The sequence below is a fragment of the Janthinobacterium sp. PLB04 genome, assembly GCF_021165895.1.
GTDB lineage: Bacteria > Pseudomonadota > Gammaproteobacteria > Burkholderiales > Burkholderiaceae_D > Janthinobacterium > Janthinobacterium lividum.
The window spans coordinates 2,262,456-2,284,930 of sequence record NZ_CP088968.1 but is presented as its reverse complement, the minus strand read 5'-3'; the positions used below and the strand labels follow the sequence as shown (position 1 = coordinate 2,284,930).

General features: G+C 64.4%; 25 protein-coding genes. 12 read left to right on the top strand and 13 right to left on the bottom strand.

The features are described from left to right. Positions 1 to 126: 126 nt before the first annotated feature. Positions 127 to 909 carry an inositol monophosphatase family protein gene (locus LSO07_RS10125; protein ID WP_034758799.1) on the top strand — a complete coding sequence of 261 codons (783 nt, stop codon included), beginning with the start codon at positions 127 to 129 and terminating at the stop codon, positions 907 to 909. A 75-nt stretch (positions 910 to 984) separates the two neighbouring features. Here LSO07_RS10125 and LSO07_RS10120 read toward each other — a convergent pair whose 3' ends face one another. The 10 genes from LSO07_RS10120 to LSO07_RS10075 all read right to left on the bottom strand — a co-directional run bounded on the left by LSO07_RS10120 (position 985) and on the right by LSO07_RS10075 (position 9,968). Continuing rightward, positions 985 to 1,926: a type II secretion system F family protein gene (locus LSO07_RS10120; protein ID WP_225317237.1), complete on the bottom strand. Its 942-nt coding sequence runs from the start codon at positions 1,924 to 1,926 to the stop codon at positions 985 to 987. 24 nt (positions 1,927 to 1,950) lie between these two features. Continuing rightward, positions 1,951 to 2,919 (bottom strand): type II secretion system F family protein, encoded by a 969-nt coding sequence (locus LSO07_RS10115; protein WP_151093683.1) that lies wholly within the window; start codon positions 2,917 to 2,919, stop codon positions 1,951 to 1,953. A 6-nt stretch (positions 2,920 to 2,925) separates the two neighbouring features. Then, positions 2,926 to 4,272: a CpaF family protein gene (locus LSO07_RS10110; protein WP_404811486.1), complete on the bottom strand. Its 1,347-nt coding sequence runs from the start codon at positions 4,270 to 4,272 to the stop codon at positions 2,926 to 2,928. Positions 4,273 to 4,334: 62 nt separating this feature from the next. Beyond that, on the bottom strand, positions 4,335 to 5,495 hold the full coding sequence (locus LSO07_RS10105) for an AAA family ATPase (RefSeq protein WP_151093679.1): 1,161 nt from the start codon (positions 5,493 to 5,495) through the stop codon (positions 4,335 to 4,337). 37 nt (positions 5,496 to 5,532) lie between these two features. Further along, the gene (locus tag LSO07_RS10100) at positions 5,533 to 5,805 is read right to left on the bottom strand and encodes a pilus assembly protein (RefSeq protein WP_151093677.1); all 273 of its coding nucleotides are present in this window, start codon (positions 5,803 to 5,805) and stop codon (positions 5,533 to 5,535) included. 9 nt (positions 5,806 to 5,814) lie between these two features. Next, on the bottom strand, positions 5,815 to 7,326 hold the full coding sequence (locus LSO07_RS10095) for a type II and III secretion system protein family protein (protein ID WP_151093675.1): 1,512 nt from the start codon (positions 7,324 to 7,326) through the stop codon (positions 5,815 to 5,817). A 27-nt stretch (positions 7,327 to 7,353) separates the two neighbouring features. Continuing rightward, complete coding sequence (cpaB, locus tag LSO07_RS10090; protein WP_151093673.1) at positions 7,354 to 8,181, bottom strand: Flp pilus assembly protein CpaB; 828 nt, start codon at positions 8,179 to 8,181, stop codon at positions 7,354 to 7,356. Between the two features lie 42 nt (positions 8,182 to 8,223). Next, a complete protein-coding gene (locus LSO07_RS10085) occupies positions 8,224 to 8,784 on the bottom strand; it encodes an A24 family peptidase (RefSeq protein ID WP_151093671.1) in 561 nt (186 codons plus the stop codon). A gap of 116 nt (positions 8,785 to 8,900) precedes the next feature. After that, entirely contained in the window at positions 8,901 to 9,074 is a 174-nt protein-coding gene (locus tag LSO07_RS10080) for a Flp family type IVb pilin (protein ID WP_071650303.1), read from the bottom strand. 204 nt (positions 9,075 to 9,278) lie between these two features. Continuing rightward, complete coding sequence (locus LSO07_RS10075; RefSeq protein WP_225317236.1) at positions 9,279 to 9,968, bottom strand: LuxR C-terminal-related transcriptional regulator; 690 nt, start codon at positions 9,966 to 9,968, stop codon at positions 9,279 to 9,281. 561 nt (positions 9,969 to 10,529) lie between these two features. Between LSO07_RS10075 and LSO07_RS10070 the strand changes: the two genes are divergently transcribed. Genes LSO07_RS10070 through LSO07_RS10060 form a run of 3 tightly spaced genes read left to right on the top strand, consistent with a single transcriptional unit; the run spans position 10,530 to position 12,987 of the window. Further along, entirely contained in the window at positions 10,530 to 11,018 is a 489-nt protein-coding gene (locus LSO07_RS10070) for a TadE/TadG family type IV pilus assembly protein (RefSeq protein ID WP_151093669.1), read from the top strand. Further along, complete coding sequence (locus tag LSO07_RS10065) at positions 11,018 to 11,629, top strand: TadE/TadG family type IV pilus assembly protein (protein ID WP_151093667.1); 612 nt, start codon at positions 11,018 to 11,020, stop codon at positions 11,627 to 11,629. The genes LSO07_RS10070 and LSO07_RS10065 overlap by 1 nt, the downstream gene beginning before the upstream one ends. After that, positions 11,629 to 12,987 carry a vWA domain-containing protein gene (locus tag LSO07_RS10060; protein ID WP_151093665.1) on the top strand — a complete coding sequence of 453 codons (1,359 nt, stop codon included), beginning with the start codon at positions 11,629 to 11,631 and terminating at the stop codon, positions 12,985 to 12,987. The genes LSO07_RS10065 and LSO07_RS10060 overlap by 1 nt, the downstream gene beginning before the upstream one ends. 14 nt (positions 12,988 to 13,001) lie before the next feature. On the opposite strand, the gene LSO07_RS10055 is transcribed toward LSO07_RS10060, so the two are convergent. Further along, positions 13,002 to 14,858 (bottom strand): amidohydrolase, encoded by a 1,857-nt coding sequence (locus tag LSO07_RS10055; protein WP_151093663.1) that lies wholly within the window; start codon positions 14,856 to 14,858, stop codon positions 13,002 to 13,004. 67 nt (positions 14,859 to 14,925) lie between these two features. Continuing rightward, the gene (locus LSO07_RS10050) at positions 14,926 to 15,579 is read right to left on the bottom strand and encodes a hydrolase (protein WP_092718713.1); all 654 of its coding nucleotides are present in this window, start codon (positions 15,577 to 15,579) and stop codon (positions 14,926 to 14,928) included. Between the two features lie 217 nt (positions 15,580 to 15,796). On the opposite strand from LSO07_RS10050, the gene LSO07_RS10045 reads away from it, so the two are divergent. The 7 genes from LSO07_RS10045 (at position 15,797) to LSO07_RS10015 (ending at position 20,979) form a co-directional block, all read left to right on the top strand. Beyond that, positions 15,797 to 16,039 carry a hypothetical protein gene (locus LSO07_RS10045; protein ID WP_070278636.1) on the top strand — a complete coding sequence of 81 codons (243 nt, stop codon included), beginning with the start codon at positions 15,797 to 15,799 and terminating at the stop codon, positions 16,037 to 16,039. 187 nt (positions 16,040 to 16,226) lie between these two features. Beyond that, positions 16,227 to 17,597, top strand: a complete 1,371-nt coding sequence (locus tag LSO07_RS10040; protein ID WP_034786262.1) for a DEAD/DEAH box helicase — start codon at positions 16,227 to 16,229, stop codon at positions 17,595 to 17,597. A gap of 237 nt (positions 17,598 to 17,834) precedes the next feature. After that, positions 17,835 to 18,635 carry a 2-oxo-tetronate isomerase gene (gene otnI / locus LSO07_RS10035; RefSeq protein WP_070278634.1) on the top strand — a complete coding sequence of 267 codons (801 nt, stop codon included), beginning with the start codon at positions 17,835 to 17,837 and terminating at the stop codon, positions 18,633 to 18,635. An 88-nt stretch (positions 18,636 to 18,723) separates the two neighbouring features. Beyond that, complete coding sequence (locus LSO07_RS10030; RefSeq protein WP_151093661.1) at positions 18,724 to 19,542, top strand: hypothetical protein; 819 nt, start codon at positions 18,724 to 18,726, stop codon at positions 19,540 to 19,542. Next, positions 19,527 to 19,994 carry a hypothetical protein gene (locus LSO07_RS10025; protein WP_151093659.1) on the top strand — a complete coding sequence of 156 codons (468 nt, stop codon included), beginning with the start codon at positions 19,527 to 19,529 and terminating at the stop codon, positions 19,992 to 19,994. The genes LSO07_RS10030 and LSO07_RS10025 overlap by 16 nt, the downstream gene beginning before the upstream one ends. Before the next feature lie 83 nt (positions 19,995 to 20,077). Then, positions 20,078 to 20,497 carry a VOC family protein gene (locus tag LSO07_RS10020; RefSeq protein ID WP_034786265.1) on the top strand — a complete coding sequence of 140 codons (420 nt, stop codon included), beginning with the start codon at positions 20,078 to 20,080 and terminating at the stop codon, positions 20,495 to 20,497. Positions 20,498 to 20,607: 110 nt separating this feature from the next. Then, the gene (locus LSO07_RS10015) at positions 20,608 to 20,979 is read left to right on the top strand and encodes a TraR/DksA family transcriptional regulator (RefSeq protein WP_151093657.1); all 372 of its coding nucleotides are present in this window, start codon (positions 20,608 to 20,610) and stop codon (positions 20,977 to 20,979) included. Positions 20,980 to 21,162: 183 nt separating this feature from the next. Here LSO07_RS10015 and phbB read toward each other — a convergent pair whose 3' ends face one another. Beyond that, complete coding sequence (gene phbB, locus LSO07_RS10010) at positions 21,163 to 21,909, bottom strand: acetoacetyl-CoA reductase (protein WP_151093655.1); 747 nt, start codon at positions 21,907 to 21,909, stop codon at positions 21,163 to 21,165. Between the two features lie 219 nt (positions 21,910 to 22,128). On the opposite strand from phbB, the gene LSO07_RS10005 reads away from it, so the two are divergent. Next, a complete protein-coding gene (locus LSO07_RS10005; RefSeq protein ID WP_151093653.1) occupies positions 22,129 to 22,461 on the top strand; it encodes a hypothetical protein in 333 nt (110 codons plus the stop codon). Positions 22,462 to 22,475 lie beyond the last annotated feature (14 nt).

The window sequence follows — 22,475 nt, the reverse complement described above, 5'->3', positions numbered from 1 at the left end:
CAGGCCGGGATTTTAACCACTTCGGCACCGCTCCGCTCTTTAATTCATTCTTGCACTCTATCGTACCGGCGCCGAAAGGCGACGCTGGGCGGTCGCGTGCTTTTAACGGAAGCTCACATGCACCCAATGCTCAACACGGCGATCAAAGCCGCCCGCCGCGGCGCCGCCGTCATCAATCGCGCCTCTTTTGACCTCGACCGCGTCGTCGTCACGGAAAAACAACATAACGATTTCGTCACCGACGTCGACCAGGCGGCCGAACAAGCCATCATCGAGGTGCTGTCCAAAGCCTACCCGGACCACGCGTTCCTGGCTGAGGAATCGGGAGCTTCCGCCAACTCGCACGACGAGAATGAATATCAGTGGATCATCGATCCGCTGGACGGCACCACCAACTTTATCCACGGCTTCCCCCAATACTGCATCTCGATCGCCCTCGCGCATCGCGGCGTCGTCACGCAAGCCGTCATCTACGACCCTGTACGCAACGACCTGTTCACGGCCACCAAGGGCGCCGGCGCCTACCTGAACGAAAAACGCATCCGCGTCACCAAGCTGGACCGCATCTCGAACGCCCTGCTGGGCACCGGCTACGTGGCCGGCAGCGCCCGCGCGCTGGACGAATACCTGAAGATGTACGCGATCATGGGCGAACGCAGCCAGGGCGTACGCCGCGCCGGCTCGGCCGCGCTGGACCTGGCCTACGTCGCTTGCGGCCGCCTGGACGGCTTCTATGAAAAAGGCTTGAAGCCTTGGGATATCGCCGCCGGCGCCCTGATGATCACGGAATCGGGCGGCATCGTCGGTGAATTTTCCGGCGAATCGGACTACCTGTACAAGGGCGACGTCATCGCCGCCAGCCCGAAGATCTTTGGCCAGATGATCACCCTCTTGACGCCATTCGCCTGATTGCCAAGCCCAGGCTGATGTAACAAAAGCTGCCGGAGGCGACTCCGGCAGCTTTTTTTTCGGCCCGGCCAGTCCTCAGCTGCCCCGCATGGCCGGCAGCAGCACGCGGTAAATCTGCAGGAACGCCGGCCCCATCAGCACGACCATCAGCGATGGGAAGATGAAAAAGATCAGCGGAAACAGCAGCTTGAGGGCGATCCTGGCCGCCGTTTCCTCGGCCCGCTGGCGCCGCTTGGTGCGCAGCTGGTCGGATTGCACGCGCAGCGACGCGGCGATGCTCGTGCCGAAGCGCTCGGCCTGGATCAGCAGGGTCACCAGCGCGTCCACATCGTCCACTCCCGTGCGCAGGGCCAGATTGCGCAAGGCCTTGTCCTTGGCGCTGCCGGCGCGCAACTCCAAGGTCACCAGTTGCAGCTCTTCGGCCAGGACGGCGCTTTTCAGGCCGATTTCCTGCGCCACGCGCGCCAGCGCCGCATCCATCGCCAGCCCCGCTTCGACACACACCGTCATCAGGTCCAGCGCATCGGGAAAGGTCTCGAACACTTCGCGCTGACGCTGTTTCAGGCAGTGCGACAGCCAGACATTCGGCAGGTAATAGCCGAGGGCGGCCGCCGCGACCAGCCACAACAGCATATTGTGCCCGCCCTGGCGCAGCAGAAAATACACGAGCAGCGGCAAGCCCACGAACAAGCCTGTCTTGGCCGCGTAAAACAGCGCGGGCGCGGCCTGGCTGCGCCAGCCGGCATGGACGAAGCGGCTGCGGATGGGCGAACTTTCCCAGCCTTCGTCCGGCAGCGACAGCCTGGCCAGCGGACGCGTCAGGCTGACGGCGTGCACCAGCCAGCGCCGCCTGGCATGGCGCCCGCTATCGCCGGCGGCACCCGCATCGCCCAGCGCCTGCAGCCGCTCCTGCACGGCACTGCCAGTGAGCAGGCGCAACGCCAGCAAGGCCAGCGCGAAGACAATCAGGAACAGCAGGCCCAGCAAAGCCAGCTGCGCCGCACTCATCGTGCCCATCGTGTCTTTTCTTTCATCTTCATCTTATACCCGGATATTGATAATTTTTCTGATGCAGATCACGCCCAGCATCAGCAAGCCCAGCGATACGCCGACCATCTTGCGCCCGCCCCCATCCGTGTACAGCACGGCAATAAACTGCGGATTCATCAAATGCATCATCAGCGCCGCGCCGAACGGCAGCAAGCCCAGGACCCAGGCCGACATGCGCCCTTCGGCCGACAGCACGCGCACCTGGCCCAGCAATTTCAGGCGGTCGCGGATGATGGCGCTGATGCTACTCAGCAATTCAGTCAGGTTGCCGCCCGTTTCGCGCTGGATCAGCACGGCGATGACGAAATAGCGCAAGTCCGTGCTGGGCACGCGCGCGGCCAGGTTGCCCAGCGCATCGGCCATCGCGACGCCGAAACTGACTTCGTCGAACACGGCGCGGAACTCGTCGGCCAGCGGTCCCGTCATTTCCTCGCCCACCATTTTCAGCGCGGTGGGAAAGGCGTGGCCGGCGCGCATGGCGCGGCTCATCAGGTCGAGCGCGTCCGGCAGTTGCTGCTCGATGCGCACCAGCCGCTTGCTCCTGGCGCGGCGCACCAGCAGATACGGCAGCGCGGCGCCGCCCGCGCCCAGCCCCAGGCGCACATACCATGGCAGCGGCAGCGCACCGGCCAGCAGCATGCCGGCCATCCCGCCAAGCGCGCAATAGCCCAGAAAAGTGGCCACGAACCAGCGCATGCCCGCCTGCAGCAGCAGCTGATCGAGGCGCCGCGCGCCGGGCAAGCCTTCCAGCACGCCGTGCAGGAAGGGATGGGCGCTCAGCGGGCGCTGCTTGGTGATCGACAGCGCCTGTTCGCCATCGCTAGCCGTGTACATGCCCTGCAGGCGCCGCGCCACCCGCGCCGCGCCCGCCCCCCGCGCCGCTTGCCACGCCAGCCAGGCGCCAGCCACCAGCAGCAGCACGGCCAGGAAGAGGAACAGATAGACCAGATAGGGAAGCATGATGGATCAGCGCCCCGCCGCAGTGGGTTCGAACAGGGCGGCCGACACGCCGATGCCAAAGCTGTTCAGGCGATCGAGGAAGCGCGGGCGGATGCCGCTGGCCGAGAAATGCCCGACCACCGCGCCGCCCTCGGCCACGCCCGTCTGCCGGAAACTGAAGATTTCCTGCATCGTGATGACCTCCCCTTCCATGCCCGTGATTTCCTGGATCGACGTGACCTTGCGCTTGCCGTCGATCAGGCGCGACACTTGCACCACCACCGACACGGCCGAGCTGATCTGCTGCCGGATGGCCTTGCTGGGCAGGTTGGCGGCCGCCATGCTGATCATGTTTTCCAGCCGCGTGATGGCGTCGCGCGGCGTATTGGCGTGGATGGTGGCCATCGAGCCTTCATGGCCCGTGTTCATCGCGCCCAGCATGTCGAGCGCCTCGGCGCCGCGCACCTCGCCCAGGATGATGCGGTCGGGGCGCATGCGCAGCGCGTTGCGCACCAGCGCCCGCTGCGTCACTTCGCCCTTGCCTTCGATATTCGCGGGCCGCGTTTCCAGCCGTACCACGTGCGGCTGCTGCAATTGCAGCTCGGCCGCGTCTTCCACCGTGACGATGCGTTCCGTCTGGCCGATAAAGCCGGAAATCACGTTGAGCATGGTGGTCTTGCCGCTGCCCGTGCCGCCGGAAATGAGGATATTCATCTTCGCCTTGCCCAGGCCCTGCAGCACTTCGGCCATCTCGGCCGTCATGCTGTGGTAGGCGACCAGGTCGGCCAGGCGCAGCGGATCGACGGAGAAGCGCCGGATCGACATCACGGGGCCGTCGATGGCCAGCGGCGGGATGATGGCGTTGACGCGCGAACCGTCGGGCAGGCGCGCATCGACCATGGGGCTCGATTCGTCGATGCGCCGTCCCACGCGCGAGACGATCTTGTCGATGATCTTCATCAGGTGGGCGTCATCGTCGAAGCTGACGTCGGTCAGCTCCAGGCGGCCGCCGCGCTCCACATACACCTGCTTGTGGCCGTTGACCAGGATGTCCGACACGCTGGCATCCGAGAGCAGCGTTTCGAGCGGCCCGAAGCCCAGCATCTCGTGCTGGATGTCGCGCGTCAGGCTCTTGCGCTCGGCGTCGTTGATGACCACCGCCTCTTCCTCCAGCAAGCGCTCGACCAGGCCGCGCAATTCTTCGCGGATGCGCTCCTGCGACAGGCGCTGCATGCTTTCCAGGTCGACCCGTTCGAGCAGCAGCCCATGGATGCGCAGCTTGAGGTCGCGGTAGCCGTGGTTGTCGATGGTGGCCATGCGTAGCGGCGCGAGCGCGGCGATCTTGGCGCTGCCGAGCCGTTCGCGGATGGACAAGGCGGCGATGGGGGAACTAGCCATGAAATGCTCCTGTTCTGGGATGGGGATCAGCGCGTGGATCAGGCGCGCCGCAGGACGCGGCCGAGCCAGCCCTGGCGCGCCGTGCTGGCCGCGCCGCCGGCCAGGCTGGCGGCGAACTCCTGCAGCGAGCGGGTGATCGGGCTGGCCTTGTCGAGCTGCAGGATAGGCACGCCCTGGTTGACCGAGGCGGCCGCCGAGGCGTAGTGATTCGGCACGGTGCGGTAGACCGCCGTGCCGTACGCCGCTTCCAGGTCGCGCAGGCGGATTTCGCCGCCCTTATCGTGGCGGTTGACGATGATGTGCACCTTCTCCTTCGCGTATTCGAGCGAGCGGAACATGCCCAGCAGGCGCTTGCCATCGCGGATGTAGGGCAAGGTCGCCTGCAGGACGGGAAAGATCATGTCGGCGTGGTCCAGCGCGCGCACGCTGACGGCGTCGAGATTGCGGCCCACGTCGAGCACGATGAAATCGTACTGGCGCCTGGCTTGCCGGATGATGGCGTCGATGTGTTCGGGTGCCACTTCGCTGGCGTGGGCCGGATCCTCGGGCGCGGCCAGCACGCTGTAGTTGGGCGTGATGTGCAGCATGCTCGATGCCAGGAACGAGGCGTCGAGCCGGTGGATGTCGCGCGTGACGTCGGACAGCGTGGCCAGCGGCTTGTTCTCGGACACGAAGAGCGAGGCGTCGCCGAAATGCAGGTTCATGTCGATCAGGGCAACGCGCTGCTGGCCGCCGGCGGCCAGCGCATAACCGAGGTTGCTGGCGATGAAGGTGGCGCCGCTGCCGCCCTTGCAGGAGATGAAGGCCAGCACCTTGCCGTTGCCATGCTCGCGCCGCTCCAGCTTTTCCTCGATGCGTTCGAGCGCCGCATACAGGCTGGCCGGCGCGGCGGGAAACGGCAGCACGTCGCGCACGCCTGCACGCATGGCCTGCAGTAGGAATTCAGGCGCCTGCTGGTGGCACAGCACGATGAAGGCCATGCGCGGATGCTGGTTGCTGAGGCGCTCGATGGCGGCCAGGTCGGCGCCGTCGTTCGACGGGCGGTCGAAGATCAGCACGTCGGGCAGCGATTGCGCCGCCTGCAGCGGTTCCAGCGTTTCACCGCCCGCGTTGATCTCGTCGAGCCGGTTGCGGCTGCGCAGCAGCAGGCCCAGTTCGGACAGCGTTTTTTGATCAGTGGAATGGATGGCGATTTTCACGATATGCCTTGCTGGTTCTGTGGTGACGATGCCAGGCTCACTGGCGCGCCCCGACGCCGATGGTGAAGGCGGCCCCTTGCGGTGCGGGCGCGGCAAAGCTTTTCTGGTACGCCGCGTAGGCGGCCTGGGCGGCCTTGCCATCCATGCCGGCCACGGGGTCGCGGTTCGCGCCCGCCTGCGGCGATAGCACTTGCCGCAGGCGCAGTTGCTCGACGCTGTGGCCGAACTGGCGGTCCAGGTTCGGCGTGGCGGCGCAGCCGCTGGCGGCCAGGGCGGCCAGCAGCACAGAGAGGAAAAGGGAATGCTGCATGCTGTGCTCCTATTGAGTGTCCGGACTGGCTGGCGGTGTCTGCGTGGCCGCTTCCTGCCGTGGCCGTGGCGCGCCAGCGCCTTCCATTTTTCCTTGCAAGAAGAACTCGCCGCGGCTGGGCGCCACATAGGCGTCGGTCGGCAAGACGATATCGCCGTCAAGCGTGCCGTCGAGCGGCTTGACCAAATGCGGCGTGATGATGAACACCAGTTCCGTGCGGTCGGTCTGGAAATCGCTGCTGCGGAACAGCGCGCCCAGCACGGGAATCTCGCCCAGGAAGGGCAAGGCCTTGATATTGGTCGTCACATTGTTCTTGATCAAACCACCCACGGCAAAACTCTGGCCATCGAACAGCTGCACCGTGGTGGTGGTGCGCCGCGTGGTAAATGCCGGCAACACGGCATTGGCGGTAGCGCCACCCCCGGTGGTGATGCCGATGCCTTCGCGGTTCAGCTCCGACACTTCCGGCGCCACCTTCAGGTTGATGCGTCCGCCCTCCAGCACGGTGGGCGTGAACTTGACGGCAATGCCGAATTCCTTTTCTTCCAGCGTGATCTTGTTGGTGGTGCTGTCTTGCGCGACCGGAATGAAAATCTTGCCGCCCGCCAGGAAACTGGCTTCCTGGCCACTGATGGCCATGATGTTCGGTTCGGCCAGCACCTTGACCAGGCCGTCGCGCTTTTGCGCATCGAGCGTCAGCCCGTTGCCATTCTTGCCATGCACGGCGCCCAGCTGGCTGGGGTTGCCGCTGAGCAGGTTCGACAGCAGACCATACGTCCAGTTGCCGCGCGTGCCGCTGATGCCCACGCTGGCGCCCAGCTGGTCGACCAGGGTCTTCGATACTTCGGCGATTTTCACTTCCAGCATGACCTGTTGCGGCGCCGCGATCGACAGCATATTGATGACCTTGACGCTGCCGGCCGCACTGGCCGCGCCGTCGGCCGGCGCAGCCGCTTCGCCGGCGCCGCGCTGCGCATAGGCCTGCGCCATCTCCAGGATCTGGCTGGCCTTGACGCTGTCGCTCACCTGCCCCGACAGCACGATGCTGCCGCCGGCCGCGCCGGCCTTGACGGCGCGCTCGCCGGGGAAGACATAGGCCAGCTGCGCCTGCAAGCCTTCGACATCGACCTCGACTTCAATATCAACGATCACGGGGCGCTGCTGCCGGTCCCACAGGATCAGGTTGGTGCTGCCCGGCGCCAGGCCCCAGACGAACAGCTGGCTGGACGTGCCCAGCATCCTGGCGCCGGCCACCCGGGGATCGTTGACGGCGATCTGCGACACAGGCAGGCTCAGGTTGCGCAAGGTAGACTTGCCCACGGCGATGCGCACGGGCGCGCCCAGGCGGGCGATATCGGCACCCAGCGACATGGCTGGCGCCGCGACGGGCGACATGACGGCCTGCCTGGCCGGCGCCGCCGCGCTGGCGCTGACCGGCCAGGCCATGCCTGCCGCCGCGCTGCCCAGCATCAGGGCCAGGCGCATGCCCGCACCCGCGGCGTGCTTACGAAATTTGTTCATCGATCATCCTTGCTTGCCTGCTGATTTTTAAAATTGCTGGACGCTCGTATCCATGCCCTTGATGACGGTGACGCTGTCGCGCGCGGGAGCGCGTGCCGGGGCCGCCTGGCGCCGCGCCGCGCGCACCGGCGCGGCCGCCGGCGCCTTCAGTTCCAGCAGCGACTCCTTGGTGGCGCCGCCCGTGGTGACGGGCGCCGGATCGACCTGGTTGCGCAGCACCAGCGACAAGCTGCCCACGCTGCGCGCCAGGTCCAGCTTCTCCACCTGCTCCGGCGTCAGCTCTAGGGTCACGGCATTGACCACCTTGGGCTTGTTGTCATCGCGGCCGGACTCTTGCGCCACTGCCAGCACCAGGATGCGTTCCAGCACGATCTTGGAAATGGCCAGCGGCCCGCCGCCCGCCGGCCTGGCCCGGTCATCCTGCGTATGCACGAGAATGTCGACGAAATTGCCCGGCAGGGCGAAGCCGGCCACGCCCACCACGTCATTGACGCGCACGGTCATGGCGCGCTTGCCGGCAGCCACGATGGCCGACAGGCCGCCGGTGGCGCCGGGCGGCGCGAGCTTGCTTTCCAGCACAGGCTCGCCCCTGCTGACGGCCGTGCGCGTGATGCGCCCGTCCAGCGCGCCGGCCTCGCCAAACGCCCCCGGCGGCATGGCGCCCGCCGGCCAGTCCATGCCGCGCAGCATGGCCGGTGTCACCTTCGCGCCCACGCCGATATCGACCAGCGCAACCATCACCGTCTGGCTGGCCGGCGCGCCTTGTCCTGACATCCAGCGCGCCGCCGCCAGCACGGCGCCCCCCGCCATCAGCAGCGCCAGCAGCAGCACGATCGCAACGCGGCTATTTCTCATGATTTTTCCTCTTGGTAAAACTTGGGTTTCCGGACGCGCACATCATGCATGGCCGCCGGCCGCCAGGGCCAGCCAGATGGCGGTGCCGGCGGCAATGGCGATCGCGTACGGCAGTTTGCCGCCCGGCACGGCGGGCGCATCGACCCGCGGCATTTCGCCTGCCGCGGCGCGCAGCCAGCCTTGCAGCAGCAATTGCCGGGCATTCGCCAGCGCCTGGCGCAGCGTGCCCTGGCACAGGGCGACGGCCAGCGCCAGCACGCCGCCAGCGAGCAGGCTGCACAGCACGGCAAACACGGCGGGACCGGGACCGAGAAAAGCCCCCACCATCGCCATCAGCTTGACGTCGCCCGCGCCCAGCGCCTTCATCGCATACATGGGCAGCAGCAAGCCCAGGCCGACGGCCAGGCCGCCCAGCGCCAGCCACGGCCCGGCCGGCGTCACCCCGGGCAGCGCCAGGCTGTTGAGCAGCACGCCAAGCAAGGCGCCGGAAAACACCAGCCGGTTGGGAATGCGCCGGCGGCGCACGTCATGCCAGACAGCCGCGGCAAGCAGCCCCCACAAGACCATGGCGGGGCTGAACGTCCAGAAAGAATGAGGGTCCATCGTGTACCTGATGCAAGCCGATGGCATGACGGCATGCGCATCGTTGGGCGGGAAGTCGACAGGCCGGTGCGCAAGGGCAGCCGGCCTGCCGGGGTGCAGCGCGGTGGGCAGGCGCCTTAGATCGCCGCGCCCGTCAGCTTGGTGCCGATCGCCTTGAAGGCGCCATCGAGGCCGGTGGTGAAATAGCCGACGGCCGTGACCAGCGCCGCAGCCACCAGCGCAGCGATCAGCGCATATTCGATGGCAGTCACGCCATCTTCTTCGGCGATAAAGTTTTTAATGAAATTCATATTATTCCCTTTCAGGTCAAGTTTTAAACATGATAAAAACTGAAAATACAGTCTGAAAATAAAAACATTATCCTTGTTTTTATTTGCCATTTTCTGATGCGTGTATTTTATATAAACAAACATTAAATCGAATCAGAGAAAAGTCATTTTATGCCCAGTACAAACCATCTTAATTTTTTGTCTATAATCAGGACATATGTACTGTCATTCCGCATGGACGGGTTCGGCCAGGCGGTTGCGGGTGGCGTACACATATAATTCCAGGCGGTTGGTGACATCGAGCTTGCTGTAGATCGATGTCAGATGATTACGCAAGGTTTGCTCCGAGATAAAAGCCCGCTGGGCTATCGCACGGTTCAGCGCGCCATTTCCTTCCACCATCATGGCCACGATCTTGCGCTCCTTCAGCGTCAGCCTGGCGATCCGCTGCTCTTCCGGGTCGGGCGCCGCTTCCGGCTTGTTCAGCACGCCCAGCATGCTGTCGAGCAGCGCCGGATCCAGGCACAATTCGCCTCGATGCAGGCGGGCGATGGCGTCGATCAGTTGCTTGACGGACGTTTCCTTGCCCAGCACGGCGCGCGCGCCGCTGCGCACGGCCCGCCCGCAGGCGGCCTGGTCCTGCGTGCCGCTGAACAGCAGCACCCGCGAGACGCCATTGCCCAGCAGCTGCGGCAGATAATCGATGGCGCAGGCGCCGCCACAGCCAAGATCGGCGTCGAGCACGATGACGTCGGGACACAGGGTGCGCGCCAGCAGCAGCGCGCTGTCGATCTCGGTGGAGCTGGCCACCACCTGCATCGCGGGCTGGGCGCTGGCGAGCAACTGCTCCAGGCCCCACAGCCAGGTCTTGTGGTCCGACACCAGCATGACGCGTATGACATTGTTTGTTGACATGCTTTACCTCTTTACTTGTAGCCCACTCCCTTCGGGGGAAGGTGGTTGATCCGAATCGGGTTGCCTGCCTCGTCCGCGCGCGCCTTCTGCTGCCGCGCACGGGGGAAAGAAGTCATGGGGGCACGAAGGAAGAGGCGTTGGGCCGGCACGCGCAAACGCGGTGCGTGCCCCACGGCAGCGGTCGCCGCATGCCGGGCGTGTGCCGATGGATGGGCAGCGTGGCCAGGGCGGACGCGCCGCTGGCGCGCCATCGCTGCTGCCACCGCTGCTGTTGCTTACATTGCAGCATTTTTGTTGCATCACCTTGCAAAACAAGTCCTTGCCTGCACGCAGGACAATCCTGACACCAGGCCTGTTTTCATACCCGCGCATATTACTCCCGGCCCTGTAGCGACGGGGCCGGCACGTTTGAAATAACGCAGTTAATTGCGATTATCTTGACCTGTAATAATTTAAATGGCGGACACGCCCTTGAAAATCGATATAGAATAATTGCCAGTCAAATGGCGCAATGCCATCCGCCCGACATTCGTCATCGCGGAACTTAACCGGATTATTCCCATGCGCTTAAAACAGGCCGATTCCCGCATATTCCGCAAGCACAGCGGACAGGCTGGCGCCACCCTGCTCGAATTGGCCCTGATAACACCGGTCTTTCTCATGCTGATAATCGGCATCATTGAATTGAGCATGGCTTATTTTGCCAATATGACCATGCAGCACGCGGTGCGCGAAGGGGCGCGCTATGCCGTCACGGGGGCCAGGGACCTCGACCCCGACAGCGCCAACCAGCAGCGCTACCACGCCGTCATGCAAAAGATACGCGACAGCTCCATGGGCATGTATGACAAGGTCAGCCCCGTGATCTCCGTCAACGGCAGCGATGCGGTGAGCGCCGCCATGTTCGGCCAGGCCGGCGATATCGTCGTCATTTCCGTCGATTGCCGCTGGGCGTTTGCCACGCCTTTGATCCGTGCCCTGTTTCGCGACGGCCAGGCGCATTTCGTGGTGGCGGCCACCATGCGCAATGAAAGCTTTGGCGGCCTGTGATGCGCGCGCCCACTCCCCGTTTTCCGCGCCGCGCCGCGCGTGGCATCGCCGCCATCGAATTTGCCATCGTGCTGCCCTTGCTGGCCTTGCTGCTGTTCATGCTGGTTGACCTGTCGCGCGCCATCCAGGCCAAGACTATCCTGCTCAATATCAGCCGCGAAGGCGCCAACCTGTCCGCGCGCGCCACGTCCGACCTGAGCGGCTCGAGCCAGGGCATCATGAATGCGCTGGCCGCCAGCACGCCGCCGCTGGACATGCACGGGCGCGGCATGATCTACATCACCAAGATCATGGGCTACACGGCGCAGAGCGGCTTGCGCAATATCGTGCTGGAACAGTACCGCTGGGACGCCGGCGCAAAGGCCAGCGGCTACCTGCCAGCCAGCCAGGTGTGGCAATGCGGCAGCTGGCGCGATGGCACGTGCACCGGCATCGCCAAGGACGAATACGCCCCTGCGGTGTCATTGATGCAGAGCCAGCTGGCCGATGGCGAACTGATTTACGCCGTGGAAACTTTCTACAATTTCGACATGCTGTTCGGCACATTGAAATTTGGCAACAGCACGACGCCCGTGCTGGCGCCCAACCTGACTTCGATGACGGTATTCTGATGCGCATTCCACACCAGCGGCAAGGCGGGCAAGTACTGGTCATGGTGGCGCTGTCGGCCGTCGTCCTGATCGCCTCCGTGGGCCTGGCCATCGATTCGGCCCTCGGCTACTTCGTCAAGGCCAAGCTCAATGCGGCCGTCGACTCGGCCAGCCTGGCGGCGGCGCGCGGCGTCACTGCGGGCAACTCGGAAGAAGAACAGCGGACCAGGGCGCGCCAGTCGGCAAGGGATTTTTTTGACGTCAATTATCCGGACCACTTCCTGCTGTCGACGCCGACCCTCCATCCCGTCGACGTCACGTTCGACAAGGGCACCGTCACCATCGACGTCTCCGCCAGCGCCTCGCTGCCCGTCTCGCTGATGGGCGTACTCGGCTTCAAGACCCTGGAGGTGGCCGCCAGCGCGCAAACCATCCGCAAGGACCTGGACATGGTGCTGGTGATGGATACGTCGGGGTCGCTGAAAAACAATGCGGACGCCGTGCGGGCGGCGGGCAAGTCCTTCCTGAACAAGTTCAACGCCACGGTCGACCGGGTCGGCTTGCTGCACTTCGCCTCGGAAGCGCAAATCGACGTCCCGATCAGGCAGATCGAGCGCGGCTTCGACCGCGGCGGCATGACCATGAAAGGTGGAAAGATCGATCAATTCGCCTTTGTCGGCGGCACCAACTCTTCCGCCGGCATGTTCCAGGCGCGCAAACAGCTGAACGACATCGAGCAGGTCAACCGCTCCAGCCTGCGCGTCATCGTGTTTTTCTCCGATGGCTCGCCAGCGGCATTTTCCTCGTACTTTCCCAACAAGGACAACAAATGCAAGGACGCAGGCGGCCTCGCCACCTTTCCGAAACTGCAAAACCCCGCATTGGCGGGCCTGTACCGGATGAAAGTGAGCGACACGCTCCAGTACGGCGATTGCGCCGCCAGCCAGATCACCGCGCTTCCCGCATGGTATAACGCGACGAATGACGCCGCCCACGCCAACGACGCGGCGCTGCGCGAGTTTCCCATCGTCACCAACTCGCCCCGCGTCGTGACCGCTTCCATCGCGACGGCGCAGGCGCAATGGACGAATGTGCACCGCGCCTCGCGCAACCTGGTCGAAGCGATGGCGGCCAAGGCGCGCCAGGAAGGCATTTTCGTCTTTACCCTGGGCATGGGCGCCTCGCTGAAAACCAAGGAAGGGCCGGACAACGAGCTAGGCGAAGACTTGCTGCGCTGCCTGGCCAATACCACCGATGCGAAAGCGACTTGCCGCAAGCCGGCCGAACCCGTGGGCCTGTACTGCTATGCGGCCAGCGACAGCGACCTGAGTCCCTGCTTCACCCGGCTCGCCTCGGCCATCCTGCGCATTTCCAAATAACGCCTGGCCAGCCGCTAAAAGGCAAAACAGCTGCAGCCCAAGGTGCCCCAGAAACCGGAAAAATCGCTGACCGGCACGGCCGACTTGCGCGCCCGGTCGTGGGCGTGGGCGTGCACGCCGCAGGCGCCCGCGCACTGGTGCGGCAACATGGTTTGCGCTTGCGCCGGCCTGGCTGCGGGACGGTAGTGTCCCGGCACCGTGCGCACGGGCGACCATTCGGGCAGCACGGGAATCAAGGGCGGCGCAAGATGGGTAAATTCCGCCTGGCCGTAGACGATCTTGCCGCCCACCATGGTCAGCACGGATTCGATGGACTTGATCGCTTCTTCCGGCACGGCGAAGTAATCGGCCGACAGCACGCTCAAATCGGCCAGCATGCCCTCGCGGATGCGCCCCTTCTTGCCTTGCTCGCTCGAGAACCAGGCGCTGCCCGCCGTCCACAGTTCCAGCGCCGTATCGCGCGACAATCTGCCCGCCGCATCCGTCAGGGCCAGGCCGCCCACGGTGCGCCCCGATACCAGCCAGTACAGCGCCGTCCACGGGTTGTAGCTGGCCACCCGCGTGGCATCCGTGCCGCCGCCCACTGGCACGCCCGCGTCCAGCATGCGCTGCACGGGCGGCGTGGCCTTGGCTGCATCGGCGCCATAGCGCTCGACAAAATATTCGCCCTGGAACGCCATGCGGTGCTGGATGGCCAGGCCGCCGCCCAGCGCCCTGACCCGGTCGATATTACGGGGGCTGATGGTTTCCGCGTGGTCGAACAGCCAGTGCAGGCCGCCGAACGGCGTGTCGCGGTTGACCTTTTCAAACACGTCGAGCATGCGGCTGATCGATTCGTCATAGGTGGCGTGCAGGCGGAACGGCCAGCGCTGCTCGACCAGGTGGCGCACGACCTTTTCCAGCTCGTCTTCCATGCCGGCCGCCAGCTCGGGACGCGGTTCGAGGAAATCCTCGAAGTCGGCGGCGGAAAACACCAGCATTTCGCCGGCGCCGTTATGCCGGTAAAAGTCCGTGCCGTCGCCCGGCTTGATCATGCCCGTCCACTTCTGGAAGTCCTGCAATTCCGCGCCCTTGTTTTGCGTAAACAGGTTGTAGGCGATGCGGATGGTCAGTTGCTCTTTTTGCGCCAGTTCGTCGACGACGGCGTAATCCTCGGGATAATTCTGGAAGCCGCCGCCCGCGTCGATGGCGCTGGTCAGCCCCAAGCGGTTCAGTTCGCGCATGAACTGGCGCGTGGAGTTCACCTGCAATTCCAGCGGCAGCTTCGGGCCTTGCGCCAGGGTCGCATACAGGATCATGGCGTTCGGGCGGGCGATCAGCAAGCCGGTGGGGTTGCCGGCCCCGTCGCGCACGATTTCGCCACCGGGCGGGTTCGGCGTGTTCCTGTCGTAGCCGACGGCGCGCAGGGCGGCGCGGTTCAGCAGGGCGCGGTCATACAGGTGCAGGATGAAGACGGGCGTGTCCGGCGCGGCCGCGTTGATTTCATCAAGCGTGGGCATGCGCTTTTCCGCGAACTGGAATTCCGTCCAGCCGCCCACCACGCGCACCCATTGCGGATTCGGCGTGCGCAGCGCCTGTTCTTTCAACATGCGCAAGGCGTCGGCCAGCGAAGGCACGCCTTCCCAGCGCAATTCCAGGTTGTAGTTCAAGCCGCCGCGGATCAGGTGCAGGTGCGAGTCGTTCAGGCCAGGAATCACCGTGCGGCCAGCCAGGTCGATCACCTGCGTGGTCGGACCGCGATGGCGCATCACGTCTTCAACGTCGCCCACGGCGAGAAATTTGCCATCGGCGATGGCGACGGCGGACGCCAGCGGCTGCGTCCTGTCGACCGTATGGAAACGGCCATTGAGCAAGATCGTGTTTGCGTGCATGGGAACTCCCAAATCAGGTGAAAACACGGTCCCGCCGGCAGGCGGCGGAACCTGAGTCAGTGAACAATCAATGGCCTTCGCTGGCGTTGAACATGGATTTGGCGTAGATCAGGCCCAGGCCATAGCCGCCGCCGTGCGCCACAGCCGTCGCCACCGTCTCGTTGTAGGTCTCGCCACGGGCCCAGTCGCGCTGCAGTTCCAGCAAGTATTGCACGGACGTCATCGGCTGCGCACCCGCCTGTATCATGCGCTGCATGGCCATCGCATGCGCTTCGTCGGAGACGTCGCCGCTGGCGTCGGCGATCACGTAGACCTCGAAGCCCTGCTCCAGCGCCGACAGGGCTGGTCCCACGATGCAGACGGAGGTCCACAGGCCGGCCAGCACGATCTTGCCCTTGCCGTAGCCATTCACCTTGTCGGCGATGCGCGCATCTTCCCAGGTATTCATGCTGGTGCGGTCGATCGGCGCCTGCTCGGGGAAGACGGACTGGATTTCGTCAAAAATAGGGCCGGAGAACGATTTGGCTGCCACCGTCGTGAGGATCGTCGGCACCTTGAATTCCGCTGCCGCCTTGGCCACCAGGGCCGCATTGTTGCGCAGCAGGGCCAGGTCGATGGAACGGGTGGCGAACGCCATCTGTGACTGGTGGTCGATCATGATCAGGGTATGATCGTTAGGGGTCAGCAGTTTTTGTGCGGCTTGGGCGGTGGCGATAGGCATGATGTTTTCCTTAGTGAAAATAATTGAACATGAAAAAAGATGTCGTTGCATGGTGTTTCTGCTCCTGCCCTTGCGTCACGCTGTGTGTGCCGGGCCAGTGCTATGCAGTATGGACGAGATACTTTGAAAACAAAAACGGAAAGAATGCGAAGTTATATTCGATTTTTTCGATGATGAAAAATAACCGCGGCGACAGCCCGCGCATCCAGGAGAAAACATGGGATTTGAATTCAGGGTCACGGCCAGCCTGACGCCGGAACAGCGCCAGCACATCGCACCGCTGCTGGCGGCGCTGCCGCCGGCATCAGGCGCCATGCCGGACACGGACGCCAGGCTGACGGACGCCGGCCTGTATATATGCCAGCACCTGCGACCGGACCCGTGGCACGGCCTTGAAGCCCTGCGCGCCTGGCTCGATGCGCAGGGCGTGCGCTACACCGTCGACGAGATCGACGACTAGGCACCCTTTTCTTTACTTGCGGCATTGCAAAGCTGAAACAAAACAGGCGCGTTTTTGCCAGGCTGTTATACTTCGCGTGTGCGGCACATATGACCAGTCCCCTTGCCGCTGTCTTTCGACCCCTAATCTGATTGCCTGCGACTGGCGCCCCACGATGGCGACAGGCCGATCTCACAATAAAGTTACCATGTCCTTTTCCTCCCTCGGATTGTCCGACGCTATCGTACGTGCCGTTACCGAACACGGCTACACCGTGCCGACCCCGATCCAGTCGCAGGCGATTCCCGCCGTGCTGGCTGGCGGCGACTTGCTGGCCGGTGCACAAACCGGCACCGGCAAGACGGCCGGCTTTACCCTGCCCGTGCTGCACCGCCTGTCGACGGACGCCAATGGCGCGTCCATCACCAGCAACACCTCGACGCGCCCGATTCGCGCCCTGATCCTGGCCCCGACGCGCGAACTCGCCGCGCAGGTCGAGGAAAGCGTGCGCGCCTACAGCAAGTACACCAAATTGAACTCGACCGTGATCTTCGGCGGCGTCGGCATCAACCCGCAAATCAAGCAGCTCAAGCATGGCGTCGACATCCTCGTCGCCACGCCGGGCCGTTTGCTGGACCATATGGGCCAGGGCACCGTCGACCTGTCGAAAGTGGAAATCCTGATCCTGGACGAAGCCGACCGCATGCTGGACATGGGCTTCATCCGCGACATCAAGAAAGTGCTGGCCGTACTGCCGCCAAAACGCCAGAACCTGCTGTTCTCGGCCACGTTCTCGGAAGAGATCAAGGCCCTGGCCGACGGCTTGCTGAACAAGCCGGCCATGATCGAAGTGGCGCGCCGCAATTCGACCGTCGAAGTGATCAAGCAAAAGATCCATCCGGTCGACCGCGACAAGAAGCACCCGATGCTGTCCTACCTGATCAAGTCGAACAACTGGACGCAAGTGCTGGTATTTACGCGCACCAAGCATGGCGCCAATAAACTGGTCGAGCAACTGGGCGCGGACGGCATCGGCGCCCTGGCCATCCACGGCAACAAGAGCCAGTCGGCACGCACGCGCGCGCTGTCCGAGTTCAAGGATGGCACCTTGCAAGTGCTGGTCGCCACCGACATCGCCGCACGCGGCATCGATATCGACCAGTTGCCGCACGTCGTCAACTACGACTTGCCGAACATTCCGGAAGACTATGTGCACCGTATCGGCCGCACGGGCCGTGCCGGCGCCAAGGGCGAAGCCGTGTCGCTGGTCTGCGTGGATGAGCACGAAATGTTGAAAGACATCGAAAAGCTGATCAAGCAAACCCTGCCGCGCGAAGTCATCCCGGGCTTCGAACCGGACCTGAACGCCCGCGCCCAGCCTGTGCAATTGCGCAGCGGCACCGGCGGTCACCGCAACAACAGCCGCGCGCCAGCTGGCGCCGTCGTGCGCGTGAAAACCGGCGGCAGCGGCGCCAAGCCACGCAGCGCCGGCCCATCGGGCGGCGGTGGCGGCGGCAACCGTTCGGGCAATGCGCCGCGTTCCGCGGCGAACCACCGTTCCGGCGGCCGCGGCCGCTAATACACGGTTGCAAACCTACTGCGCGGGGCGCTATCGATTCTCCGTTGCGCGCCGTACTTTAGTACGGCTGTGCTACTCGAACCGATATCACTCCCGCTCGCTACGGTTTTCAACCATGTATTGACCGCAAGGCTAAAAACCGTTCCAGAACTAGCTTCTGGGACGGTTTTTTTATGCACGCCACCAATTGGCGATTTGGGCTAGGATAGTGTCCATCGTCCTCACCTGCGTGCCGCCATGCCGAACTTCGCTGCCAACCTCAGCATGATGTTTACCGAACTGCCCTTCCTCGACCGCTTTGCCGCCGCCAGGGAAGCGGGCTTCGATGCCGTCGAATTCCTGTTCCCCTATGCCGTCGAGGCGCGGCAGATCGCCATGCGGCTGGAACGCCACCAGCTGCAGCTGGCCGTCTTCAACTTCCCGCCCGGCGACTGGGAGCACGGCGAGCGGGGCATTGCCTGCGATCCGCGCCGGGGCGAGGAATTCCGCGGCAACGTGCAACTGGCGCTCAACTATGCGCTGGCGCTCGGGGCGAAGCAGTTGCACTGCATGGCCGGCATCGTGCCGCCCGGCATGAGCCTGGAGCGGGCGCGGCAAAGCCTGATCGGCAACCTGCAATTTGCGGCCGACGCCTGCCGTCCGCATGGCATCAACGTGCTGATCGAGCCCATCAACCGCTACGACATGCCCGGTTACTTTCTGAACCATAGCCAGCAGGCGGCCGACATCATCGCCGACTGCCAGCGCAGCAATATCTTCCTGCAATACGACGTTTATCACATGCAGCGCATGGAGGGCGAGCTGAGCAACACCATCCGCGCCATGCTGCCCCTGATCCGCCACATCCAGATCGCCGATACGCCGGGCCGCCACGAACCGGGCACGGGCGAGATCAACTACCGCCATGTGTTCAAGCTGCTCGACCAGGTCGGCTACGCAGGCTGGGTCGGCTGCGAATACCGCCCCGCCAGCGATACCGTCGCGGGACTGGGCTGGCGCGAGCAATTGACGGGCACAGCGGGCACGCTGGGCGCCTGATCGCAGCGCGCTTGCGCCCGCACAAGGCGGCCGGCGCAGGCCGGCACGACAATACCTTTCCATACAGTATTTCCTGTCGAGAGGTGCCGTGTCCACCCCGCCCGCCCGCCATCGCCGCGCCCTTTGCCTGAAGCTGTACCTGAGCCTCTTCCTGGCTGCCGTGCTGTGCGGCTGCACCACCTCGCGCCCCGAGCTGGCGCAAGTGCGCGCCCTGGCCGCCGGCACCGATGCCTTGACCGCCTTCAACGAACTGTCGCAGCGCCACGTGGACACTTACCAGCGCGCCCGCCCCTATCTGTCGCCGGCCGAAGACGCGCGCGAACGCCTGCTCGATGCGCAGCGCCGCGCCGCGCAGGCGGACGTGGCGCGCCTGGCGCAGGCCGTGCGCCTGTACCTGCAGGCGCTGGGCCGGCTGGCCGATGCCGATGCGTATGACGTGCAGTCCGAACTGGCTGGCGCCGGCGCCGCCATCCGCGCCTGGCCAGGCAGCGGCATCGACGACCGCCATGTCAGCGCCTATACCTTGCTGCTGCAGCAACTGTCGCGCCTGGGCGGCGCGGCCAGCCAGCAGGCGCACCTGGCGCAAGTGCTGCACGAGGGCGACGCGCCGCTGCAAGCCCTGCTGGCCGCGCTCGACAGCTTGCTGGCGCTGTACGACAAAAGCGGCGATAACGAGCGCGACATGGTGCTCGGCTTGCTCGACGTGGAAATCGCCTATGCGGACACGCCGCAGCAGCGCCTGCTGGCCGTGCTGGCGAAAAACATGCAGCAAAGCAAAACCGAGGAATACCGCCTGGTTGGCCTGCGCCATACCCTGGCGCGCCGGCAACTGGCGGCACTGGGTCGCGAACACGCGCAGCTCGCTGCCACCCTCACCACCACGGAGGCAAGATGGACGGATCGGTAGGCAGCAGCAGCGAACGCCGCGAAGCGGCTCTCAGCAGCGCCATGCGCGTCGAGCAATTGGCCGACAGCCTGTCGCAGGCGGCCGTCACCTTGCACGGCGCCGTCATGCGCGCCATCCGCAAGCGCGCCAGCCAGGGGGGAAACGGCATCAGCCTGAGCCAGGCGCAAGCCGTCTTCGCCCTGGAAGTGGCCTTGCGCCAGCAAGCCAACCAGCTGTATGCCGATGCGGCCGGGCACACCGTGGCGGGCCTGGAAACGGCGCAGCGCCAGCTCAGCGGCCTGCTCGACACGGTGCGCCTGCGCATCGCCCGCAACGACGACGTGCGGCACTGGATCAGCCTGGCGACGAGCTTGTTGCACCTGGGCAGCGCCGTCCTCGCCGGCAATCCCGAGCGCATCCTCGCCACTCTGGGCAGGGTGCGTGAGCGGCTGCAAGAGATGGCGCCGGACTGATTGAAATCGGCCGGCAAGCGCCTATACTGGGACGGCCCCGCCTGGCAATCGTGCCTGCGGGGCGATGACCAGAGGAGACCAACATGCGTATCGAACCGTATTTGCAATTCGATGGAAACTGCGCGCAAGCGCTGGAATACTACCGTCAGCACCTGCATGGCACGGACCTGTGCCTGATGCCGTATCGGGGCAGCCCGGGCCAGGACCAGGTCAAGGAAGACTGGTATGACAAGATCATGCACGGCTCCGTGCAGCTGGGACCCACCATGCTGATGGGCTCGGACGGCGGCTGCAGCGAAGATGGCGCCAAGGGCATGAGCGGCAGCGCGATCTGCCTGACCGTCGATACGCCGGAAGAGGCGGAACGGGTCTTCGACGCGCTGGCGCGTGACGGCAACATCCAGATGCCCCTGGAAGTAACGTTCTGGGCCAAACGCTTCGGCATGCTGAAAGACCAGTTCGGCGTGGCCTGGATGGTCAACTGCCTCAAGGAACCAGCATAGAACGGCCGCTGCCAGCCTGCGCCGCGTCAAACGCGGCGCGGGTGGTAGCGCAAGCAGAGTCGCCAATCTTGGACTACCATAATGGAAGTAACCTCTACCGGGTGACAACCATGAATGGATTGCCGCAAGACCAGCTGCAGCGTCTGCAGGGCGTGCTGGAGCAACGCAAGCTGGCGTTGCTGGAACAGATCGAGAATGAAACGGCGGAAGCGGACGCGCGCGCCTCGCTGCTCAATGAAATCGAAGCCTCGCCGGCCGACAACGCCAGCGTGCGCACCTTGAACGCCCTCGTCAGCGAAGCGGCCGAACACAACCTGGCGCAGCTGGCCATCATCAAGCACGCGCTGGCCAAGTTTGCCGATGGCAGCTACGGCCTGTGCGACAACTGCGGCGAAGCCATCGGCCTGTCGCGCCTGAACGCGCGCCCCGAAGCGCGCCTGTGCATCGATTGCCAGACGCGGCTGGAAAAAAACCAGCGCTGAGTAGCGTGACAGTGCCATGACGGCTGCGCCACGACAAAGGGCAAGGCATCGCTGCCCTGCCCCCTGTTTTCCAGCGTGACGACCATGCTGCCAGCCGCCCCCGCCAGCGTCTGTGCGCCGGCTGGATGGACGGGTCTCCTCTACTGCCATTGCCCTGCTTCACGTATCCAGCTGCACGCGGGATCAACTCATGTGCTGTCCGCCATTGATGGCGATATTCGCGCCCGTGACGAAGGCCGCCTCGTCGGACGCCAGATAAGCGACCAGGGCCGCTACCTCGTCCGGTTCGCCCAATCGGCCCAGGGGAATCTGCGGCAGGATCTTCGTTTCCAGGATCTCGGCCGGCACGGCCGTCACCATCTGCGTGCGCAGATAGCCGGGCGACACCGTGTTGACGGTGATGCCATGGCGCGCCACTTCCAGCGCCAGCGCCTTGCTGAAGCCATGCACGCCCGCCTTGGCCGCCGCGTAGTTGCACTGGCCAAACGCGCCCTTCTGGCCGTTGACGGACGAGATATTGATGATGCGGCCCCAGCGATTAGCCAGCATCGGCTCGAGCACCTGCTTGCTCATGTTGAACAGGCTGTCGAGATTGGTGCGCATGACCTCGGCCCAGTGCGGCAATTCCATCTTGCGCATGCTCTGGTCGCGCGTGATGCCGGCGTTATTGACCAGCACGTCAATGCGGCCGAACTGCGCCAGCACGCTTGCCACGGCCTCGCTGCAGGCATCGAAATCGCCCACATCGAGGGCCAGCGGGTGAAAATAATACTGCTGTGACCGCTGCTTGTCGAGCCAGCTTTCCACGCGGGCATTGCCCGGCGTATGCGCCGCCACGACGGCAAAGCCCGCCGCATGCAGGCGGCGGCACAAGGCCGTGCCCAGGCCGCCCATGCCACCCGTGACCAGCGCTACTTTTTGCTCATTCATTGCTGTCTCTCCCGCTTGTTATGGTTGTTCTGCGTGGGATCAAGTGTAAGTGGCACTTTTGAAAGCGGCATTGCGCCATATCAAAGGCTGAGCCCGCATCTAGCAGCGTCTGCCTGCGCTGCATCCATGCATGAAAAATTGTCAAAATTATACTCATCCGTGAGGTGATGGCACCTCGACAGGCAAGCCGTGCAGACTTTGCTTGAAGGTAAGACTCACATGGAGAACGCGATGGAAATCCAGGACGACACAGAAGCATTGAGGGACTTGTTCAACGACATCAATCCCGGCATGAGCGACGTGGAATCGGTGCATCAGGCGGAGCTCGATCCACAGCATGCGCTGGCCCTGATGGCCAATCCGAAAGCGGCACTGAAAGCCATGGGCATCCCCGTCAGCGACGCCTCGCAAGTGCAGGTGACGATGAAGAACCGCGCCAGCCGCGCCATGCCGGAGGTGGCGCAAAAGGTGGCGCAATTGCGGCGCATCATCGTCATCGTGATTCACTACCGTAACTGCGACGCCGACATCATCATCATCGCCATGAGCTGAGGCGGCAAGCACCG

Coding starts and splice junctions, on each gene's coding strand:
- LSO07_RS10125 (WP_034758799.1), top strand. CDS start 127: ATGCTCAACACGGCGATCAAAGCCGCCCGCCGCGGCGCCGCCGTCATC.
- LSO07_RS10120 (WP_225317237.1), bottom strand. CDS start 1,926: ATGGGCACGATGAGTGCGGCGCAGCTGGCTTTGCTGGGCCTGCTGTTC.
- LSO07_RS10115 (WP_151093683.1), bottom strand. CDS start 2,919: ATGCTTCCCTATCTGGTCTATCTGTTCCTCTTCCTGGCCGTGCTGCTG.
- LSO07_RS10100 (WP_151093677.1), bottom strand. CDS start 5,805: ATGCAGCATTCCCTTTTCCTCTCTGTGCTGCTGGCCGCCCTGGCCGCC.
- LSO07_RS10095 (WP_151093675.1), bottom strand. CDS start 7,326: ATGAACAAATTTCGTAAGCACGCCGCGGGTGCGGGCATGCGCCTGGCC.
- cpaB (WP_151093673.1), bottom strand. CDS start 8,181: ATGAGAAATAGCCGCGTTGCGATCGTGCTGCTGCTGGCGCTGCTGATG.
- LSO07_RS10085 (WP_151093671.1), bottom strand. CDS start 8,784: ATGGACCCTCATTCTTTCTGGACGTTCAGCCCCGCCATGGTCTTGTGG.
- LSO07_RS10080 (WP_071650303.1), bottom strand. CDS start 9,074: ATGAATTTCATTAAAAACTTTATCGCCGAAGAAGATGGCGTGACTGCC.
- LSO07_RS10075 (WP_225317236.1), bottom strand. CDS start 9,968: ATGTCAACAAACAATGTCATACGCGTCATGCTGGTGTCGGACCACAAG.
- LSO07_RS10070 (WP_151093669.1), top strand. CDS start 10,530: ATGCGCTTAAAACAGGCCGATTCCCGCATATTCCGCAAGCACAGCGGA.
- LSO07_RS10065 (WP_151093667.1), top strand. CDS start 11,018: ATGCGCGCGCCCACTCCCCGTTTTCCGCGCCGCGCCGCGCGTGGCATC.
- LSO07_RS10060 (WP_151093665.1), top strand. CDS start 11,629: ATGCGCATTCCACACCAGCGGCAAGGCGGGCAAGTACTGGTCATGGTG.
- LSO07_RS10055 (WP_151093663.1), bottom strand. CDS start 14,858: ATGCACGCAAACACGATCTTGCTCAATGGCCGTTTCCATACGGTCGAC.
- LSO07_RS10050 (WP_092718713.1), bottom strand. CDS start 15,579: ATGCCTATCGCCACCGCCCAAGCCGCACAAAAACTGCTGACCCCTAAC.
- LSO07_RS10045 (WP_070278636.1), top strand. CDS start 15,797: ATGGGATTTGAATTCAGGGTCACGGCCAGCCTGACGCCGGAACAGCGC.
- LSO07_RS10040 (WP_034786262.1), top strand. CDS start 16,227: ATGTCCTTTTCCTCCCTCGGATTGTCCGACGCTATCGTACGTGCCGTT.
- otnI (WP_070278634.1), top strand. CDS start 17,835: ATGCCGAACTTCGCTGCCAACCTCAGCATGATGTTTACCGAACTGCCC.
- LSO07_RS10025 (WP_151093659.1), top strand. CDS start 19,527: ATGGACGGATCGGTAGGCAGCAGCAGCGAACGCCGCGAAGCGGCTCTC.
- LSO07_RS10020 (WP_034786265.1), top strand. CDS start 20,078: ATGCGTATCGAACCGTATTTGCAATTCGATGGAAACTGCGCGCAAGCG.
- LSO07_RS10015 (WP_151093657.1), top strand. CDS start 20,608: ATGAATGGATTGCCGCAAGACCAGCTGCAGCGTCTGCAGGGCGTGCTG.
- phbB (WP_151093655.1), bottom strand. CDS start 21,909: ATGAATGAGCAAAAAGTAGCGCTGGTCACGGGTGGCATGGGCGGCCTG.
- LSO07_RS10005 (WP_151093653.1), top strand. CDS start 22,129: ATGGAGAACGCGATGGAAATCCAGGACGACACAGAAGCATTGAGGGAC.